Source organism: Sphingobacterium sp. UBA3519 (assembly GCF_002377215.1).
In the GTDB taxonomy this organism is placed as follows: domain Bacteria; phylum Bacteroidota; class Bacteroidia; order Sphingobacteriales; family Sphingobacteriaceae; genus Sphingobacterium; species Sphingobacterium multivorum.
Map to the genome: position 1 here is coordinate 279,909 of NZ_DFPI01000006.1, position 18,726 is coordinate 298,634.

General features: G+C 39.7%; 18 protein-coding genes. 10 read left to right on the forward strand and 8 right to left on the reverse strand.

What is annotated here, in order from left to right:
- Positions 1-114 precede the first annotated feature (114 nt).
- Together B3297_RS03165 and B3297_RS03170 are read right to left on the reverse strand one after the other, a co-directional pair.
- Positions 115-642: a hypothetical protein gene (locus B3297_RS03165; protein WP_286778406.1), complete on the reverse strand. Its 528-nt coding sequence runs from the start codon at positions 640-642 to the stop codon at positions 115-117.
- A gap of 37 nt (positions 643-679) precedes the next feature.
- Positions 680-1,222: a hypothetical protein gene (locus tag B3297_RS03170; RefSeq protein ID WP_286778407.1), complete on the reverse strand. Its 543-nt coding sequence runs from the start codon at positions 1,220-1,222 to the stop codon at positions 680-682.
- A 369-nt stretch (positions 1,223-1,591) separates the two neighbouring features.
- On the opposite strand from B3297_RS03170, the gene B3297_RS03175 reads away from it, so the two are divergent.
- The 3 genes from B3297_RS03175 to B3297_RS03185 all read left to right on the forward strand — a co-directional run bounded on the left by B3297_RS03175 (position 1,592) and on the right by B3297_RS03185 (position 2,992).
- Positions 1,592-1,891, forward strand: a complete 300-nt coding sequence (locus B3297_RS03175; protein WP_286778408.1) for a hypothetical protein — start codon at positions 1,592-1,594, stop codon at positions 1,889-1,891.
- Positions 1,892-2,044: 153 nt separating this feature from the next.
- Positions 2,045-2,308, forward strand: coding sequence for a hypothetical protein (locus B3297_RS03180; RefSeq protein ID WP_286778409.1), 264 nt, complete (start codon positions 2,045-2,047; stop codon positions 2,306-2,308).
- Between the two features lie 60 nt (positions 2,309-2,368).
- The gene (locus tag B3297_RS03185; RefSeq protein WP_286778410.1) at positions 2,369-2,992 is read left to right on the forward strand and encodes an outer membrane beta-barrel protein; all 624 of its coding nucleotides are present in this window, start codon (positions 2,369-2,371) and stop codon (positions 2,990-2,992) included.
- On the opposite strand, the gene B3297_RS03190 is transcribed toward B3297_RS03185, so the two are convergent.
- Together B3297_RS03190 and B3297_RS03195 are read right to left on the reverse strand one after the other, a co-directional pair.
- A complete protein-coding gene (locus tag B3297_RS03190) occupies positions 2,974-3,282 on the reverse strand; it encodes a hypothetical protein (RefSeq protein WP_286778411.1) in 309 nt (102 codons plus the stop codon). The two genes, B3297_RS03185 and B3297_RS03190, sit on opposite strands and share 19 nt — an antisense overlap.
- A 10-nt stretch (positions 3,283-3,292) precedes the next feature.
- Complete coding sequence (locus B3297_RS03195) at positions 3,293-4,348, reverse strand: hypothetical protein (RefSeq protein WP_286778412.1); 1,056 nt, start codon at positions 4,346-4,348, stop codon at positions 3,293-3,295.
- 365 nt (positions 4,349-4,713) lie between these two features.
- On the opposite strand from B3297_RS03195, the gene B3297_RS03200 reads away from it, so the two are divergent.
- The 4 genes from B3297_RS03200 to B3297_RS03215 all read left to right on the forward strand — a co-directional run bounded on the left by B3297_RS03200 (position 4,714) and on the right by B3297_RS03215 (position 8,000).
- A complete protein-coding gene (locus B3297_RS03200; RefSeq protein ID WP_286778413.1) occupies positions 4,714-5,409 on the forward strand; it encodes a hypothetical protein in 696 nt (231 codons plus the stop codon).
- Between the two features lie 45 nt (positions 5,410-5,454).
- A complete protein-coding gene (locus B3297_RS03205) occupies positions 5,455-6,492 on the forward strand; it encodes a hypothetical protein (RefSeq protein WP_286778414.1) in 1,038 nt (345 codons plus the stop codon).
- A 393-nt stretch (positions 6,493-6,885) separates the two neighbouring features.
- Positions 6,886-7,629, forward strand: coding sequence for a MauE/DoxX family redox-associated membrane protein (locus tag B3297_RS03210; RefSeq protein WP_286778415.1), 744 nt, complete (start codon positions 6,886-6,888; stop codon positions 7,627-7,629).
- A 26-nt stretch (positions 7,630-7,655) separates the two neighbouring features.
- On the forward strand, positions 7,656-8,000 hold the full coding sequence (locus B3297_RS03215; RefSeq protein WP_286778416.1) for a hypothetical protein: 345 nt from the start codon (positions 7,656-7,658) through the stop codon (positions 7,998-8,000).
- Positions 8,001-8,146: 146 nt separating this feature from the next.
- On the opposite strand, the gene B3297_RS03220 is transcribed toward B3297_RS03215, so the two are convergent.
- The 4 genes from B3297_RS03220 to B3297_RS03235 all read right to left on the reverse strand — a co-directional run bounded on the left by B3297_RS03220 (position 8,147) and on the right by B3297_RS03235 (position 15,464).
- Positions 8,147-9,523, reverse strand: coding sequence for a RagB/SusD family nutrient uptake outer membrane protein (locus tag B3297_RS03220; protein WP_286778417.1), 1,377 nt, complete (start codon positions 9,521-9,523; stop codon positions 8,147-8,149).
- An 18-nt stretch (positions 9,524-9,541) separates the two neighbouring features.
- Positions 9,542-12,763 (reverse strand): SusC/RagA family TonB-linked outer membrane protein, encoded by a 3,222-nt coding sequence (locus B3297_RS03225; RefSeq protein WP_312905749.1) that lies wholly within the window; start codon positions 12,761-12,763, stop codon positions 9,542-9,544.
- 11 nt (positions 12,764-12,774) lie between these two features.
- The gene (locus B3297_RS03230; RefSeq protein WP_286778419.1) at positions 12,775-15,006 is read right to left on the reverse strand and encodes a TlpA family protein disulfide reductase; all 2,232 of its coding nucleotides are present in this window, start codon (positions 15,004-15,006) and stop codon (positions 12,775-12,777) included.
- A 74-nt stretch (positions 15,007-15,080) separates the two neighbouring features.
- Complete coding sequence (locus B3297_RS03235; RefSeq protein WP_286778420.1) at positions 15,081-15,464, reverse strand: hypothetical protein; 384 nt, start codon at positions 15,462-15,464, stop codon at positions 15,081-15,083.
- 940 nt (positions 15,465-16,404) lie between these two features.
- Here B3297_RS03235 and B3297_RS03240 point away from each other — a divergent pair.
- From B3297_RS03240 to B3297_RS03250, 3 genes are read left to right on the forward strand one after another with little or no spacing between them, the layout of a single operon-like run.
- A complete protein-coding gene (locus B3297_RS03240) occupies positions 16,405-16,647 on the forward strand; it encodes a helix-turn-helix domain-containing protein (protein ID WP_286778421.1) in 243 nt (80 codons plus the stop codon).
- Positions 16,648-16,650: 3 nt separating this feature from the next.
- Positions 16,651-16,860, forward strand: coding sequence for a hypothetical protein (locus tag B3297_RS03245; protein ID WP_286778422.1), 210 nt, complete (start codon positions 16,651-16,653; stop codon positions 16,858-16,860).
- Positions 16,861-16,895: 35 nt separating this feature from the next.
- Complete coding sequence (locus tag B3297_RS03250) at positions 16,896-18,416, forward strand: RNA-directed DNA polymerase (protein WP_286778423.1); 1,521 nt, start codon at positions 16,896-16,898, stop codon at positions 18,414-18,416.
- Positions 18,417-18,726: the final 310 nt, after the last annotated feature.

Below are 18,726 nucleotides of genomic sequence, written 5' to 3' on the forward strand. Positions count from 1 at the left end.
ATATGACACTAAATATACCATAGCCAATTTAGTATTACAATGCTTAACTAAAAGAGGTTAAAATAAGGTGATATTAGGTTATAATTTGCACATGAAGGAAGCCACTTCTAGCTGTTAGCCAGCCCCCAGCTCTTCCGCCAGCGATTGTAAGCCTTGATTAGCTTCTTCAAATCGTTTGAGTTCGACCGCATAAGATTCCGTAACCGTTTCGAGCAAGGCACTTCCCGCGGTAAAGTCAACATACGCCATCACCGTGTCACCACCCCACATCCAGTCAAAAATCAGGGCATACCCCTCCAAAACATAGCCCTCCAGTTGTTTTAAAAGAGCCAGCATCGGCAATATTTCAAGATAGTTTTCACTGAAGTTCAGTACGACGAATTTCCAGTGTTGCTTTTCCTGATCATAAGACTCCTTCGCACCATAAAATCGATCCTTGAGCAGATTATCGAAGACTTCACGAATGCGCGCCTGCGAATAACTTGGAATAATTTCCAAAGTTGTTTTGCTGTACATCTGCCGGCTCTCCCACCACTGCGACCAATTATCGTCTCGATTCGGGGAAATCGGTTTAGAAGCAAAAAACTCATTCAATCTAGATTTTTCTACTCGAATACTAATATAAAGGCTATCCAATTCCATACGATCGTTCTAAAGATATTCTTAACTTTTTTAAACGTTACCAGCTCGACAGTTTGATTTTACCATCGCTATCAAAATCCGTATTATCGGTCACTCTTTTGAGGTTCAGCTGCTTTAATGACAAGCCTTCCTGCAGAGGCACCCCTGTAGACTTAATCCTAAATAAGGGATAAGATAATGGCTTTTCGCCCCATTCGAGCACAAAATGATAGCCATCTACAATCTTTTGCTGGTCGTCGGTTTTGATGATCAAGATATTGTGAAAGGTTTGCTCCGGCTTTGCAGGATCACTATCGGGCAAAATACCCCTTGCTTTATAGGTGGCGACAAATTTATAATAATGGTATTTGCCATTTATGGGATTGAATACTAATTCACGGCTGTTGTTTTCCTTGATTAATGCTGCAAAAGACTGCTCAAAATCATCCAGTAACTTATAATTAAAATCGGTATTGATCTTATTGGCCACCAATACATAAGTCTTCTCATCTTTAACGGCACTATTTCCCTTCGCTTGGTTTTGTGCAGCGACCGAATAACAAGTAAACCAGCCTAACAATAGGACTATTAAATATCTCATCCTACTAATTTATTAAAATTCAAAGAATAATACCTTAGTTGGCCAACAATCATTTCATTTTTCGATTTCTAGCTGACACAAGCGGAGAACTTTTGCGCTATCCCAATAAATTTTCCAATAGCCTATCATGTATTGGTCAATTGAGAGACATTATCCTCGCAAATGCCCAATCACTTGTAACCAAATTGCAGCTTTTAGCATCTGGGGCGAACTATTAACTTATATTTATTAAATTTGTAGCATTACGCATATTATTTCCGTTTGCAATAGTATAGTATCAAAATAAATTATGAAAAGACCTGTTTTAACGAAATGCGCAGTTTTATTGATTTTCCTTTAATACGTCTTACTGACCTATTCTATATAATTATGCTGAACATATTTCAAAAAGTACATAAAGGGCAATGGTTGCTCTTTATCCTACCATTCTTTCTATTGGGGTGCGAAAAAGATGAGCGCGATGGCACAACCTGTGCGCAGAATTGTATTGTACTATCGGGAGTTGTTGTGGATACTCCTGCGAACAAATTATTATCTGATGTAGAAGTAGGAATTTCTTTCCAATATTACAGTTCGTTCCTTAAACCATCTATAAGTTTGGGGAAAACAAAGACAGATACCAAAGGCAAATATAGTTTTCGATTTGATGCCAGCAAATACCTATCCTGAGAAGGCTTTTTTATAGTTAGTGTCAAAAAGAATGGTTATTATCTTAATGCATACCATCCAGATTCCTATCAAAGCGTAGCTTCTTATGACTTGGACGAGCTCAAGTATGATACGCCAACCGATGAACAAATAATGCTTTTTAAAAGGGGTGAAATGGAGTTGCATCTCAAAAATGTCAAGAAGCTCGATTTGAAGATGCTTTCGGTTAGCTATGGTCCAGAGAAATCCAATACTGGTTTTTCTATCGCTCCTGTCCCTCGTGATTTGGATACCATCGTTAGGATAACGATTCCTGCCGATATGGAATCTGTATTAAAATGGCAAGGCTATAATGGACCGAACCCCTTACAATTCGACAAGGCCGCCACTGTTAATTCAGAAAAAGGAAGCTTTACACGTTATCAGTTAGATTTCTAGTGAGAATTAGCGCCAATTAAAAAGAGAAAACAATTATAAAATCTATCATCATACATTCATATGCTTAAAAAATTACTTTCCAGGATATTTCTTTCCGTTTTAACTTTATCAGGAACCGGCCTCTATGCGCAGCAAAACAATAGTGGCAGTTATGACATCGAACTTTCTATTACTCCACTTGCTGAGCGTACTATTGGACCTCGGAAAAGCCTTATGGGAGCCGGTAGCGACGACAGTAAGAATTATATCGCTGGATTGCTCCGCGTAGGCTATCACTATAATGAAACATGGTCGTTTGGTGTTGGTCTGGGCTATTCCCATCAGAACATTACGACAACATCGGCAATAGTCGATCCATCGGTGGAGCGGATGCAATATTCCATGGAACTTTCTATTTGGGAATTCCCTTTAGATGCCAGGGTAAAATTTTTGAAATATCTCTACGCAAATGCGGGGCCTATGTTACACTTCCAGCAGAACGCAAATAGTTATGTAGACAAGCAGCATGGCATAGGTTTCCATATTGGACTAGGCGCAAAGGTTCCATTATCCCAACAGTTTGCTGTCTTGCTGTCGCCACACTACAAAATGTACTCACTCATTCCTTTCCAATCGGAGAGAAATCATGATCGCGTGCAGTCTTTGGGAATTGCGGTTGGGGTGAATTATAGGATTGTCAAATAATAATCGCTTATGCTGGACGAAACATCCCAGCTCAAGACCGTTTTTTTATAACGCTCAAAATTGTCCTTTTTCCATTTGGTAATATGGTACCCTTCACAGAGCCTGCAATAGTAGGCTCTACGGCAAGCCGGTTTTCCCATGCGGTGTTTGATGCGTTTACCATTGGTGACATTTTTGACACGCGAACGCAATTTGAACCGGAACATCGCATATTGGGCGTCGAACGGGGATGGAAATGCCACCTTTCCTGTGGCTCGGCATTTCCAAGTGTTGCTTTTCATGCTTTCCATAATCGATCTGTTAAAGGTTATTATTTATTGTATTCTCTTTTTCAATAGGTACCTGGAGCATGACCCAGTCTTTTATCCTGCGGGAAATGGTCGACGAAACCACAAAACTGCCGATAGCACCAAACGGTACATGCAAAATGATGCGAAGCCGCCCGCCCTTTATTTGATAGCAGGCCTTGATCATGTCCAATGGAATCGCGTGATGCCGGTCTATTTTCTGTACAAAGCCCTGGGTATCGCGCACAATTTCGTTCAGGCTACGCTGCTCGCAGCCTTTGCTATCTTCCATATCTTCTTTTAGGTATAGCTTAACGATAGGCGTATTATTGGTCTTCTCAAATAGAAATATCCCCAGCTCCGTGTACATAATCTTTTTTGTGAGGTATTTGTTGTTGATCACAAACTCCTCCTCTGCCGGATTTATCGATTTGAGCAGCGTCAGATCAATTTCCTCCACAGCATCCGTTTCCTTACCATTCTCATCGACCGATGCCGGATCTATAGTATCATACAAATCAAAAGATTGTGCGTCAATTTGTGCATTCGCGTTGACTGCTACGTTATTCTGCTTTTGTAAAGTCCGTTCCAGCTTGATGAAGTACAATTCCCTTTTCTGATTAAAACTCCAATAAAAAAAAGTGGCATAGATCATGTTAAAAAGCAGGATACAGAGAAATATGACCAATAAAGGCAGCCATATCCATTCACTTTTTGGAGGAACGACAGGTTTGATAATTCCAAAGAGAAATACGGTGGGTAGTAGTACACAGAAAAAGAACTGCGTTCCGATACGATCGCTCCTATGCATTCGCCAGCTTTTCTTTTTGTCCAACAGTTTGATAACAGCTCGTATATAAAAGAGTGCTACCGCAGCAATAAATACATTAAATAGATAGCTTATGATCAGTGGCTTGCTATCAAACCAGCCTGACAGCGCTGTTACCGCTCCAATATACCAACAGATGCCGCCAAAAAGAAACGAAGCGATCCACACCCAGATGAAATCTGGATAATGTACGTGCATCTCCGTATCGTTAGCATACTTGACCTGTTGGTTACTTTCCATAATGTATTGTTAATTTCGAAAATTAACCTTGACCCGATCGATAGATAAATGCAGGTGAGGCTAATTCTTCCCAAAAATCTCCTATTAAAAAAATTTCTGTATACTAAATTTAGCCATTATTTATTTTAAACAGTACCATCAGACAGGTAAACCACCCTTTTGTGTCCTTCCAAATGCCCATCAACACACCTTTTTAGCTTATAAACACCGTCTTTATTGTATAAATTGGACGCCTCGTTACAGAAAAAAGGACTTCGATGCGAAAAACATACGCTTATTGAAATAAAGATATTATTCATATCAAATAGCATGCGTTATAGGTAATTTTAACTACATATCAAATCATTGATTTAATAGCCCTGCGTATGAGACCTCCCATGCATCTTTTCAGACGGATCAGCCGCAATCACATCCTGATTTTTATCGCGATCGTGGTGACTGTATATGGATCCTTTTTAGCGTCGGCATTTTACCTAAAGGTTTATAGTATCGGTGTCCTTGTCCTACTGATCCCTTTTTTGGAAATCCGTAGCCACCATGTGGTGCTCCAGCTTTTTGCTCTATTTTTTATTTGTATTCAGATCTGCAGTATAGCGGTGTATGACCGCTTACCCTATGAACTGCTGCTCAGCTCGCAGCCGCTGAAGCCAGCATTTAAACATGCCTTCCCTATCGCTCTTGGCAGCTGTGCGGTAGCCCATTTAATTTTCTTTAAACGTGCCAACCTGATTACGCTGTACGCCCTCCAATTTCCACTGATGCTCCTGGCCTGTACCTGGTATATCCGGATGAACCTTATTATGAATAATTGCCAAAAGGTCGATAGCCCCAAAGCTATCTATATCCAAGCCGAAGTGGTACAGAAATGCCCAGTCTGCTGCGATATTCATGAGCTATTGGTTTCCTTTACATATGAAGATGAGAAATACCAATTTCCGGTCGAGGTACATCCAAAGACTTTTGAGCAAGCAAAAGAGGGCGGCAGACTGAACATGACGCTGCATCCCGGTGTGTATGGCTGGCCATGGTATCACAAAGAAATGAAAAGGAGGTACAAATGATCACGAGTTTATATCCCCTGATGCTTCTGATAGAGAACGTTGTCTATGTCAGCCCCTTCCAGCCGAACCAAACATCTTGAAGCCATCGCTGCTGCCTGTACCGACCATTTAAACGACGCCCTGGCAATCCATCGCCAGTATACCCATGCCGACCAGGCGATTCGAGGCGTACAGCTCTACCATACCCAGTTGCTTCGTCTCCATGAAGTATTATACACCTACTGCGATCAGTCTATTGCCGAGGAACTCAATGCCCTTCATCGCCTGGAGGAAGTATTGGAAAATATCGAATTCTTATTTAAAAGAGATATCAATCCACTGACACCGCTACCGCAACACCATGAAGAACGCATCAGGCAATATATGGAACTTCATCTCGAGGGCACTTTGGACAGATTAAGGCATAAACAGATTCCCCAACTTTATCTGGATGAAGTGCATTCCGCTATTGCAAGCCTTTTGCAACGGGGCAAAATACCTTATATGCAATACCATCATCAACACTACCTTATTCAACTGATTGATGCGCTCAGGCAATTAGCCGATGATGAGCGTCAGCATAAAAACTGGCCTTCCCGCTTTTTGATCTTGATGATCAATTTTAATTTTAACCACATCGGATTTTTAAATCGTTGGATGGAATTGTACGAATCAGATCCTGCCGCTACGGAAAACCTACTGCAGTATCCACAGCATTTCTCCACCATCCCGGGCTTTGCCTATGATCCCAACCGCAGCTCACTACTCACGCTAATGTGCCAGTACATTGAAACAGAAACAGCGGACGATAAGTCCTCCGACGATATTCCCAATCGCTTTATCCACAGCAATCTCAATGGTAAAGAGCTCAAACTCTGGCTGCATTTATGTGTCAAAGCCGATATAACGCGATCGTCCGAGAAAAAGGAAGTTGCGGAAGAATTTTCAAAACTCGTCAAAACCAAAGAGGGCATACTTCTTTCAGTACATAGCCTCACAAAAATGGACAAAGGCAGCGAGTTTCCGGCTGCTGTCCATATTCGCAAGGTCTTGAAAACGATGCTGAACGAATTGCACGAAAAATTTCCCGAATTAAATGGATAAAAATCCATCCTAATTTTAAAAAGCAGGGGTATTCCCACGTTACCCCTGCAATCGCAGGATTGACCAAGATTTAAATCTTGTTTAAAATCATTTCTGTCGGCTATTTTGCTCCGCCATGCCCATAGCAGTTATTTCGTCTCTAATTCCCCATCCCATTCATATAGCTATTTAGAACCGTATTCTCTGGCTCAAATGCCCCTATTTACTACCCCTACGGTCGGCTGTTATCCGATCTATCTTTGTTTTGAAGCGTACGAAAGGTAGAAGTTGACGCTGAAGCAGGCTGCTGTACCCGAGCAGGGCGCGCAGGTACGGCGCCCTGTTTTTGGAAAGAATAAATAATAAAACCACGGGAGGAAATAATAAATACCGCCGGTGCGAATAATTAAAGCTATGGAAGCGAACAAAAACAATACAACAATTTACAAAATCCTCCGGGCGGCGATGATCCTATTCTGGGTTTACGTGGGTATTGAAAAACTCTGGCAACTCAGTGCATTTCATATTGCACTACAGCAACAACCGGTCATTAGCATCCTTGCGCCAATACTTTTTTGGCTGCTTCCGCTGCTGGAAATTAGCATCGGAGCTTTGCTTGGGTTGCCTGCACGCCGTTTACAGCATTGGGGCTGGATAGCATCGACTATCATGATCACCTTGTTTTCGATTTATATTGCCCTTGGCGTCCTTGATGTATATGACAAGAAACCGTGTATGTGTACCAGCTTTCTCAGTCATATCTCCTGGACAGCGCATCTGATCTTTAATCTCGTTATTCTTGGTCTATCGCTAGCAGGATTAGTACTCAACCGTAAGGTCTTGCTACACGAGCAAAGCAACTTAAGTAACAAGAACGCTGTCGCCCTATTTCTAGTGGGTTTTCTAGCAACAGGAATTCTAAGCTATAAAAACGCAGCAATTAAACCAACACATGAAATCTGGTTTATGCCAGACAGCATAGACCATGCTCCAGTATATGACACCGTCAGTAGGCCTATAGTAGGCAGCCTGGCATACAGATACGATCGGTACACAGAACCGTACCGACAACAATTATTTACCAAAAGTTTGCAGGCCAAAAACTTTACTCTTCAATTATTGGCTTGCAGTACAGAAAGGAGGGTAGCATTATGCTAACCAAATTTTTAAACAATTATGGCTACATGATATTAGGCGGAGCCATGATTATCGGATTCTCAGCATTTAAAGGTGCTGAAGTTTATACAGGAAAAAGTTTAGCTCCTGTAACTGTTTATTTCAAGGGAAATCCGCTATTAAGCGGAGAGGTTTCAAACGAGTCGAATTGGACAACGACACCAAATGGTCAATCCTGTTCAGGCGACAATAAAGCATGTTCTATGCAAGTGGAGACCTCAGACCTAAATTCGGCAGGGGAACTAGATCCCGGTCAAATTGAGTTAGCGGAAATCTCTACTGGTTCGGGTTTTATCCCTGAACGAAGTGGTGGAGATAGTGAAACTGAAATTAACATTCACAACAGAAGCTAATTTTTAGTACTCGCCAAAGATTTGTTTGAAGATTTTCGTTTCCAATTAATCTATTGGCTGTCCTTCAACAAGAGACCAGTTTCAAATAATGCTGGTCTCTCGTTTAAGGTATATAATTCAAAAAAAGACTATTATAAAGATTTTTCTTAAATAGGATTTTGAAGCATTCCAGTCGCCATAATCACATCTTCAGGCAATGGTAGTGCATATTTATTATCTCTGGGTTTGAGCATATATTCTTTCCCGTTCACGTTTCTTTTGAGCTGAATTTCCCGTCCCTCTTCGTTTAAACGTTTCAGGTCCATCCACCTCAAACCTCTAAAGAGCAGCTCTTTCCGTCTTTCCTGAAGAACAAAATCAAGTGCTTCATCCTGAACCTCAAAATAAGCCGGTATATAACTTCCTATTTTATAACGCCGGGATAATAGATAATCCATATCATCCATTCCTTCCCGAATGCTTCCTTTTCTTACAGCGCATTCCGCACGGATTAAAAACATTTCATCAACAGCAGGCCCACCAAATAGATTTGCACTGCCCGCGTAACTGCCTTTAAACGAAACATAACCATCTGCATTCATTTTAAAAAAGGCCTGCTTTCTTAGGTCATTAACATGATAAGACTGGTATAGAGTTGAATCAATATTAGCGTTATTAACTCCTATTTGTGCATTAATGGTCACAAGTTCAAAATATCCGAGTGTTTCCTTGTTAAATCTTGTAAAAGGATATGAAGCTAAAATTTTTACTTCAGCCGTATTGTTATAATCCATCAGCTCTTTATTTACCGATAAGACCTTGTCCGCATAATAGTAAGCTGAATCGTATTTCGCCATCGAGTGGTAAGCTCTCGCCAATCCCGCATATGCTGCTATTTTTGATGGTCTCATGACGTGAATTGCTTTATCAGGCAGTATGTCGGCAGCAGCTAAAAGATCATCCACTATAACACGATAAGTCTTTAAAACAGTTGCTCTTTCAGACTTTACATTAAAATCTGAGGTACTGCGCAGTACAATACCCAAATCCTTCGCAGATGTATCGTCTTGATATGCTTTACTATAGGTCCACACCAAACTAAGATATTGGCTGGCACGATAGTAAAGGGCACTGCCCTTTACATTATCCCAATCATTTTTATTTGCCTCCGCTCTCTTAATTTCTTTCATTTTATCTAACACTAAATTGCAGTTATAGACAGTGATATAGGCTTTTGCCCAATCATTATTAAAATTATAAACGGGGTTTTCCCAGGTATAAAATTTTCTACCCACTTCATTCAGGCCATCAAATACCTTTTGCTTCAAAAAGTAATTGTCAGCCGAAACCTCACCTATGGAACAAAAATTAAAATTAATGTTTTGCGAACCATCCAGTATCTGCTGAAGATCTGTCAGATCCTCTGGTACTACCTGATTTTTGTTTGATTGTATATCCAAATACTTGTTGCAGGATGTATGGAATGTTACGAATAATGCGAGATAGATCGTAAGAAAGCAAAAGTGTTTTTTCGTCTTTTTCATTTCAAGATTCATTTATGATCAATAATTTAACTGGCATCCAAAAGATAAGGTCGTTGGGGGCGAAATCCGATAAGGAAATTCAGGATCAATATTTTGCTTATTCGCAGTCCATAGTAGGCCCAGATTGCTTACATTTCCATAAAATTTCATACGTAAATCGCGCTGTTGAAGCCTCAGGGTTTTATCCCATGAAATGTTTATATACTCTAACCTCAAATGATCAGCTTTCAATACATTTACTTCAGATTGCACATATAGCGCGTCCCTAAAATCTTCCAATGGATATTGCACCGAAGGCACTGAAGTCTTCAATTCATCCCCTGCTTGCTGCCAGCGCATCTCAAAATCTGGAAAAGCAGTCCCTCGGTTGAAAAGGTTATAATAGGAAGTTGCAGGTTTTCTAAAATAATAGTCTCCTTTATAGCTCACATTTAGCGAAAGCGTCCAAGATTTCCATCCGAAAGTATTTATAAGTGATCCATAAACCTGCGGCTTGGCAGAACCATAAAAAACGATGCTGCCGCCTTCCAGTCCGTCGTTAAATGCAGCGTTGTTGATACCGATATAATCTTTACTGACTTCACCACGGAGGATACCCTGTGGATTTCCCTCACTATCGAGCCCCATCCATTTAAAGGCTGAGAGTGCATTCAATGGCATCCCCGGTATTGGCGTGATGGTATTTCCATCGCCCAAAAAAGATGACACGCCACCGTTCAAAGCCCTATAATATGCCGTAGTCCTGTTCTTATTCAAATTCAAAATCAGCCTGGAATTCCATTTCACCGCTTTATCCAGATTATTTGTTGAAAGTGTGATATCCCAGCCTTTTCCTCTCATGGATGCAACATTTTTGGTTACTGTATTGGATTTACCCCAAGCGGTATAATCAAAATCAGTGAGCCCATACAGATCTTTTCCTGTTTTAATGTAATGATCCACCGTACCAGATAGACGACCTTTAAACAGAGATAAATCCAGTCCAAGGTTGAAGGTGGACACTTTCTCCCATCTTAAAGATGGATCATTCAATTTTGAGACCGTCAGTGCAGGTAATCTTGTATAAGTACCTGCAGTTACACTGGCGATAGGCTGCGGCGTTTTACGCAGGTCAACATTCCCGCTATAACCATAGGTAGCCCTTAACTTTAATCGATCTACATCCTTAAGGGCAATAAACGATTCCTTCCCGATATCCCAAGAGAGACCTGTAGACCATAGCGGAGACCATTTATCGTTGGTTTTTGCTCCGAATATATTGCCTCCATCTTTTCGAAAACTTCCCGACCAGGCATATCGATCCTTAAAAATATAACTCCAATTTGAATAAAGCGATACAAACCTGTTCACGCGATCAGTGAAAGATGGACTTCCCGTAATACCCATTGGCACCATTGAAGGCGCTATAGTGAAATATGTCGTAAAGTCTACCGGAACTGCCTGTAAGGGCTTCTCTTTATAACCATATACCCAATAATTTTCACCCTTGCCTGCTGTTTCGCGAATTTCTCCACCAGCCATGCCGATCAACCGGTGCAGGCCCCATGACTTATTCATATTTAACTGCGTTCTTGCGGTGTAAGACCGCCCTGAGGAGAAGTCTTTGCTCTTGATCCCACCTCTGGGAATATGATACGTAATGCTACTTCCCCCATTTGAAACCTCCATAAATTGATTGATGTTCTTTCGGGCATAATAGCTTTCTTCATTATATAGTCCTTGCAGATCGGTTTGTTGAATCTGATATTGGAACCCGACACTTACATCTAGAAAAGGTAAAATTTTATATTTTCCACTTATGGTTGAATACCACTCATTCAATCTTGTCGTTGAAACAGCCTGCTTATAATCAGTCAATGGATAATACCCCCAGTCTAAGTAAGGTGTGCCATAATTTTCGGTCATATAAGTACCCCTAAATTCTGGATAAAAGGCGCGTTGAGAGCCATCATTATTGTAAAAATCCATGTAAGGCACCTGCTTACCGTTGTAATGAAGTGATTCAAACTTCGGCTTTCCTGGTTCAGAAATACTGTTTGTAAACAAAAGGTTGATCGCAATGTCCAGTTTTTCTGTAGGCTGGAAGCTATTTGTAAGCTGTAAATTCAACTTTCGGAACCGTCCTGCATACTCGTCTATTTCTCGGGTATAGCCTCCGGAAAAACCATAATTATACTGTCTGCTACCGCCCGAAAGATTTAAGGAATACTGTTGCGAAAAGGGCGATTCGAGAAACAGGTCACGGTATGATTTTCGCCCATCTTTTGTCATAAGCTCATTGATCAGATCTGCTGAATCTGCAGGAGTCAGCAATCCACGTTTTGTCCTGTCAAATATGTCTATAGCCGGCGTGACCGAGATATACTGAAAACCATTCGCAAGCCAATCGTAAAATCCTTTATTGAACAACATGGACTCTGCATCGATAAAATCCTTATTGGACAATTGATACACCTGATCAAGGTTGGGCTTCGCTTTTGTAATCAATGTGCTGCTAAATGTGGTATTCATTATTTTGCCAGCACCCTGACCTCCTTTTTTAGAAGTGATGACCACAACCCCGTTTCCTGCCCTTGCACCCCATATCGAACTTGCCGCCGCATCTTTCAAAACGGTAACAGATTCGATGCTATTCGGATCTATATTAGCCACATTGCCCTCATAAATAAAACCATCCAATACTATTAATGGATCAAGATTACCATCTATGGTACTGAGACCCCGAACAGAAAAATTCAGCTTTTGTCTATCACTGACAGTACTGGGCTGATTTTCAAATCTCAGCCCAGAGGCCACATTATTGAGCCTGTTTAAAATGTTTGTACCAGTTTGCTGGTTCAGCATATCATTGGAAATCACACTGGCAGAACCTGTTGTTTCATTCGGTTTCAAAATCTGATAGCCCGTATTGATCTGCACCTCTTCCAAGTAATTATCCTTTACAGCCATCAAAACCCTACCTTTAGCCAACACATCCTTTACCAATACCCTTAATTCCTGATAACCCATAGCCGAAAACCGAAGTGTATCGCGCAAATCTCCCCTTATTCCGAAACTTCCATCGGCTTCACTTTTTAAACGCATATTTGTAACCATATTTTGCACAGTGACGCCCTGCAATGGGCGCAAGTCTTCGCTTGATACAATTACTCCTCGAACTATGTTTCTTTCTTTTACCTGACTATAGGACGTAAGCCAACACATCCAAACACTTAGGATGCATAACAATCTCATAAACATATCCTACCCTCCTATCTATCTGTTAATGAAAATGATGCACAGGCAATGGTCTCCTGCGCAGAATTAAGCTCTAAACCCATTGCCCGGAGAAATGCCTTTCGCGTATCCTCTTCCCAGCCTTCAAAATCTTTAGGAATGGTCATGTCTACAAGTACCTCTTTGGAAGCTCCAATTACCAATGGACGATGAAAATATAGGCTGAGGTTATCCACCAACAATTCTAATGGAATATTGCGGAATTTCATTTCCGTCTCCGAATCTCCTAGGAAAACTTCTGGGATACCACCTTTGCTCCTGATCTTTTCGGCAGCTGAATTGAAACTGACGCGCCATACATCCGTTGGCTTGTTTTCTACTGATAGTTTTATCCCAAAGAACTTTTTAAAATCTTCCGTAAAAAATTGTTTCGCTCTGCTCTTAGGCAAAGAATCCAGCACCACCATTTCATAACAGAAGCTATTTTCATAACGATTTGGGGTCAGGAGCCGCTGTTTAGGGTTTACTCCTCTGCTTGTAGCAAACTGCCAATGTCTCCAGGGTATTCCTTTCAATTCTTTTTGAAATGCTAAGGCCACGAGCTGAGAGAATCTGAGGTTCAATAGCTGATACCTGGTCCGTTTTCCGTCGAACGCATAATTTCCAGAACTAGCATCTAACCCTTCTTGATAAGTCTGGAAAACAGAACCCGCATAAAATCCGTTATTCAGCATTTCATTGGTTATCAAAGCCACTTCTTTATTGGTCCTCATTTTTTTTTGATGGAAATCTGCATTTCCAGTATGAAGCACTGCTGTTATATTTTCTTTTGACAATGCATTGGGATAAGTATTGGCAACCAGAATACCATCTTTATTTATCCAAACGACATGTGGAACCGCGTTATGAGGGAATAATTGTTGGAAAATGGTGTCGCCAAATAGATAAGGAAGGGAAGTCTGAAAGCCATATGCCGCTTGATATTTTTTCTTTAGATCTTGTACACGTTTTTGTGTATCCTTTGTCTGTGTGCTATTGACAAGCAGCACGGCAATCTCATCTTTATTAATCGCCAACACATCTTCTAGATGTGGAAATCCCTCAATACACGAGGGGCACCAAGTCGCCCAAAAATCCAGCAGGATCAGTTTCCCTTTCAAATCAGCGAACTTGATTGTTTTCTTTTTCCCATTAAAATAGTTCAGTTCGAGCGGCTGGTCCCATACCGCATCCGGGATCTTATCGCCTGGTTTTAGCGCAACGAGACTGGATAGCCCATCGGCCCCGCTATCCTTGCGGGGCGTCTGAGCCGATAAACTAAACATAGAAACTAAACATAAAAACAAGCATGTCAAAATCATGCGATAGGCACGCTTATAATATGCAACGAATAAAAAGCATTTTAAAGCCCGCTGAACAACTAAGCCTATCAATCCAAGCAAAGTATTGGCTCGAAACTCCAAAGCCTTACAGATCGACTTAAAGAACCTTAAAACAGATCGTTCAGATTCTACTCCATAAGTCAATCTAAAATCTCCCACCTTTTGAAAAGCTCGCTTTTGTTGTGTGGGCCTTGTGCAATCGTTTAGTTGTCCTTGTGTATAACAAGGGCTTAGCAAGGGTGAACCTAGGGTCGCGCTATAGTCAAGCTTGTGTGTTTCTTGTGCCAAGCTATAGTCGACCATTACCAGATTAATTCCTGCCGAATTTTTACATTTCATCGGATTTTCATCGGGTCCGCATCGGGTTTTGATCGGTGTAGCCCGATAAGATCCCGATGAAAACTCAAGTCCTACTGCATGAAAGGCAGAAGCTAGAGCGAAGTTGGTCAGGCAAAAGTCCGAAAAAGGTGATACCTCTCCCCCTCGTCGGGTAGCCTTTGGCGCCGCTTCGAGACTTCTTCGAGTGGCCTTCGGCTCAGCTTCTAGACTTCTTCGGGACATATTCGAGATAGGCTCGGGAGCGTTTCGGCTCGGCTTAGGAAGGGCTTCGAGTACGCTTCGACTCCTACCCGAAGCGCAGTCGAACAGCAGTCGAAGCGTTCCGGAAGAAGAGGCGACTCTGGTACGACGCAGTGTCGAACGATCCTCAAACAAAACCCGAAGGCTGCCCGAAGAATCTGCTTCTTTTATTCTGTTTTGAGCGCTAATCTTACAGCGCTTTTTTAGCTGGATCGAGGTACCTTTGAAGTACGTTTTTCCTTGTCTAATTTTCTTACGCAATTTTTGCGCAAATGGTACTATATCTGTGCTTAAGTAGTGCTTCACAGGTACTTGAAATATATAGGTTATATAGCCCTTAAAAAAGGCTAAAAATTTCAGGATATTCATCATTTAGTTAATTAGTGGTTTTGAGAAAGCTGATAAAAAAAATCGTAGACCTCCTTACTGCTTTCGAGTTCGCAGGCGATGAATCTGTTGCTTCGGAGAAATGAAATTTCTACCTCTGAAAGATTAATCTTTTTGTAATGAATCAGAAAGTAGGCCATTACCATCCGAAATAATGCGACGGAGAAACATTGTATATCCGCGGCACTGATAGTAGGATTAACTCCCCTTTCTCGATCGAAATAAACGGTAAGCAGTTCTACTAGATGATTGCGACAACTATCCATGTCATACCTGGTCCAAAAATCTTTGATACAGTTTATAGGGTCATAGTCCAGATGATGGATTTCGTACATCGCCAGATCAAAGGCGACCAGTTTCTTTAAAAGCTCTTTCATTTTTTTGGCTTTTGAGGGCGTGCATCTGCATAGATTCTTTGGAAAAATAGGGTAAAACAATCCCTATCGAGTCCAAAGTCTCAACACAGCCTACACTGTTAAAAAATTTATTAACTAAACCTCAGAATGCCGTTTTACTCTTTTCGTTACTGGTTATATATATGTTCGTCACGGACATCCACAATGATTGGAAGAACCGACCCTTTTGTTGTGTTACGACAATATTTTGGATAGAAAGTTGCCAGCAATAAAAAGTTTGCCTAAATTTATGCTGCAAAACAATTATTTAGAACAAGCCATCTTCATGCCTTCAATCGCTATTTAATCTATTGATGTGTAGGGTCGGTGGCAGACACGTTTAAGGGAAGTATCGCTATTCTTTTAGATAAGAATACCGAGCCATTTTTATTGCTCCTCTCCTTTTACGTGCTGTGTATGGTTAAATACTTAATCCGGCGCTCGGATTAAATTTTTGAAATGCTGTTTAGCGGAACACCGAGAGAATGAAGACGTGGCTCGGTACCGCTTGAATGAAGTTTTATTTAACATCGTTATCATAATTTTATCTATTTATGATGAACGTCGTTATCTTAATGAGTACCGTTTACTTATTTAGGTTAGCTAAGCAAGGAGCGGTTTCACACTTTGAACCCAGGGGAGCTAACCCTTGTCACCTCTACATCTGCAAGAGATTTCGAAAATGGCATCGCCAAAGCTACACGTGAAACCGCTCGCATGCCGCATATATCAAAAGTATTAAAACTTTTTGAACACACAAAAGCATGGAGCGATCTACACGGGTTCTCTCGGCGAATTTTTAGCTCTGTTCGGGTACGAGAAAACGTCGTTCATCAAGGTTATTTACCTCGAATATTAAATCGTCCACACAAATATAATAATAAATATGAAGTGTGGCAATAAAACCACAAAATATATTTCCATGATCGAAGACAAACATTCAAAAACCTACAAAACAATAGGAAAGAATTTAAGAAAAAGAAGAAAAGAGTTAGATTTAACTCAAGATGAAGTAGCTGAAAGAATCGCTAAAATGGATAGGTCAAAAATTAGTGATATGGAAAACGGAAAGGAAGATTTTGTTTTTTCCAAACTTTTAAATCTTTGTGAAGCTTTGGATTTATCCGTAATCGAAACTCTGAAAGAAGAAGATCAAAGAGGATAAATTGTGAATCATAGCATTGATAATTATATAAAAGATAAACTACAAAAATTAGGCTGGGAGGATAAAAATCTGGTCGAAAAAACAGGCTTGTCTAATGGTCAAATTAGTAAGCTTAAAAATGGTCACGTGGACAAAAATTGGTTTTTCTTTTTCAATGAGCAAAAAAAAGATAAAGACGATTTGGAAGATAGAGAAGATTGCGTTTCAAATTAAATATTCCAGAAATTAGAGAAAATCCACTCATAACAATGAGAACATACTATAGCTATACTGATGAAATATCACCGAAGGAATTATATGAGAGTTTGGTAGGATATGGCATATTTGCAGAGAAAATTCCAAATTTTCTTTCCAGTAAAATGTTTCTAGACTATACTAAAACTTTAGTATTCCCTCTAAAACTTAGGCCAAAAGATTATATAAGGTTTTCTAGCATGAGAAATATTAATGTTCCAAGATCCATGGCAATACCCGAACCATTCGCATTTGCTAATCAATGTCACGCTTTGTCGGAAAATTGGGCTAATATACAAGAACATTTTAGAGAAAAGACTAGAAATGATAGATACAAAATAAGTAGAATTCATTTAAGAAAACTCTTTAACAAGCCCCCTCTGTTTGAAATGAATTATAAAAATTTCGAAAAGGATGGCGCACCTGAGCAAGATATTTTAATAAAAAGTAAGTACATAGCCGAAGCTGATATTTCCAATTGTTTTCCAAGTATATACAGTCATGCTGTTTCTTGGGCATTAGTGGGAAAACAAACCGCAAAAAAATATAAGACAGATCAATCACAATGGTATAATCAGTTAGATCACCATATTATGAATGTAAAATATGGTGAAACAAGCGGTTTACTTATCGGTCCACATTCATCTAATCTCATTGCAGAGATAATCTTAGTATCCATTGACAATGAGCTAGCAAAAAAAGGATTTAAATATATTAGGAATATCGATGATTATCAATGTTATGCGGAAACGCATGAACAGGCTGAAAAATTCTTAGTCAGCCTTTCAGAAGAATTAGCAAAATTTGAATTATCATTAAATCACAAAAAATCGAAGATATGCCCTCTTCCAAAAGCTAATGTGAGAAATTGGGTAACAAAGCTAAATCATTTTTATTTTACAAACACCTACAATATTGGAGAGAAATTAGGGTTGAGAGTAAAGGAACTAAAAGGGTTTCTTGATTTTGCAACCGAAATTATGCTAGAAAATAACAATGATGCTGCAGTTTTAAATTACGCTATAAAGACTTTATCGGATAAATATCTTGGGGTAAATGCTAAAGACTACTTTTTCAAACAAATACATCATTTAGTTTTGTTGTATCCATATCTAACGAGCATCCTAGAAGAGAAAGTGTTTAAGCCTCATTCAACACCGAAATGGGTGATCAAAAATATTGCAAAAGATTTATTCCACCTAGGAATTAATAAAAGACTCTTTGATGCATGTTCCTATGCTGTTTTTTGGGCTTTAAAATATGATTTTGAATTAGAAACAGATAATTTAAAAAATTTAGCAATTGACTCAAATGATTGTATTTTTCTTCTTATTAGTTATCAATATCATAAAGCCACTCAAAAGAGAGGATATTTAAAAGAATATAGAGATCATGCAATAAACCTAAAAAAAATGGATTTTGATAGATATTGGTTATATGTATATGAGGTTCTTTCTTGGTCAGAATTAACAGACAACTATAAATTAATGAAAAAGCAAGGAGTCACCTTTTTAAAAGAACTAGGGTCCTTATAAAAATTAAAATAAATGTCCAGAGTACTCGAAAAATGGTATGTGTCTTTAATCATTATACCGATATTATTGACTTATTTAACAAACTATTTCACAATACCTTTATTAACTAGCGATTGGAAAATTGCTATTATATTTTCTTTGTCTATAACGGTAATAATTTTGTTATTAGAGATAAATGGATATAATGTTGAAGTTGACCCCTCCGCTGGACATACTGACCCCGCTAACAAGGCTTTTTTCAGTCCAACTGATGACCTGACAATATTACTTCTTTTTTCTTAGACTTTCGCCTTTAAGTTCGATTCTGTAA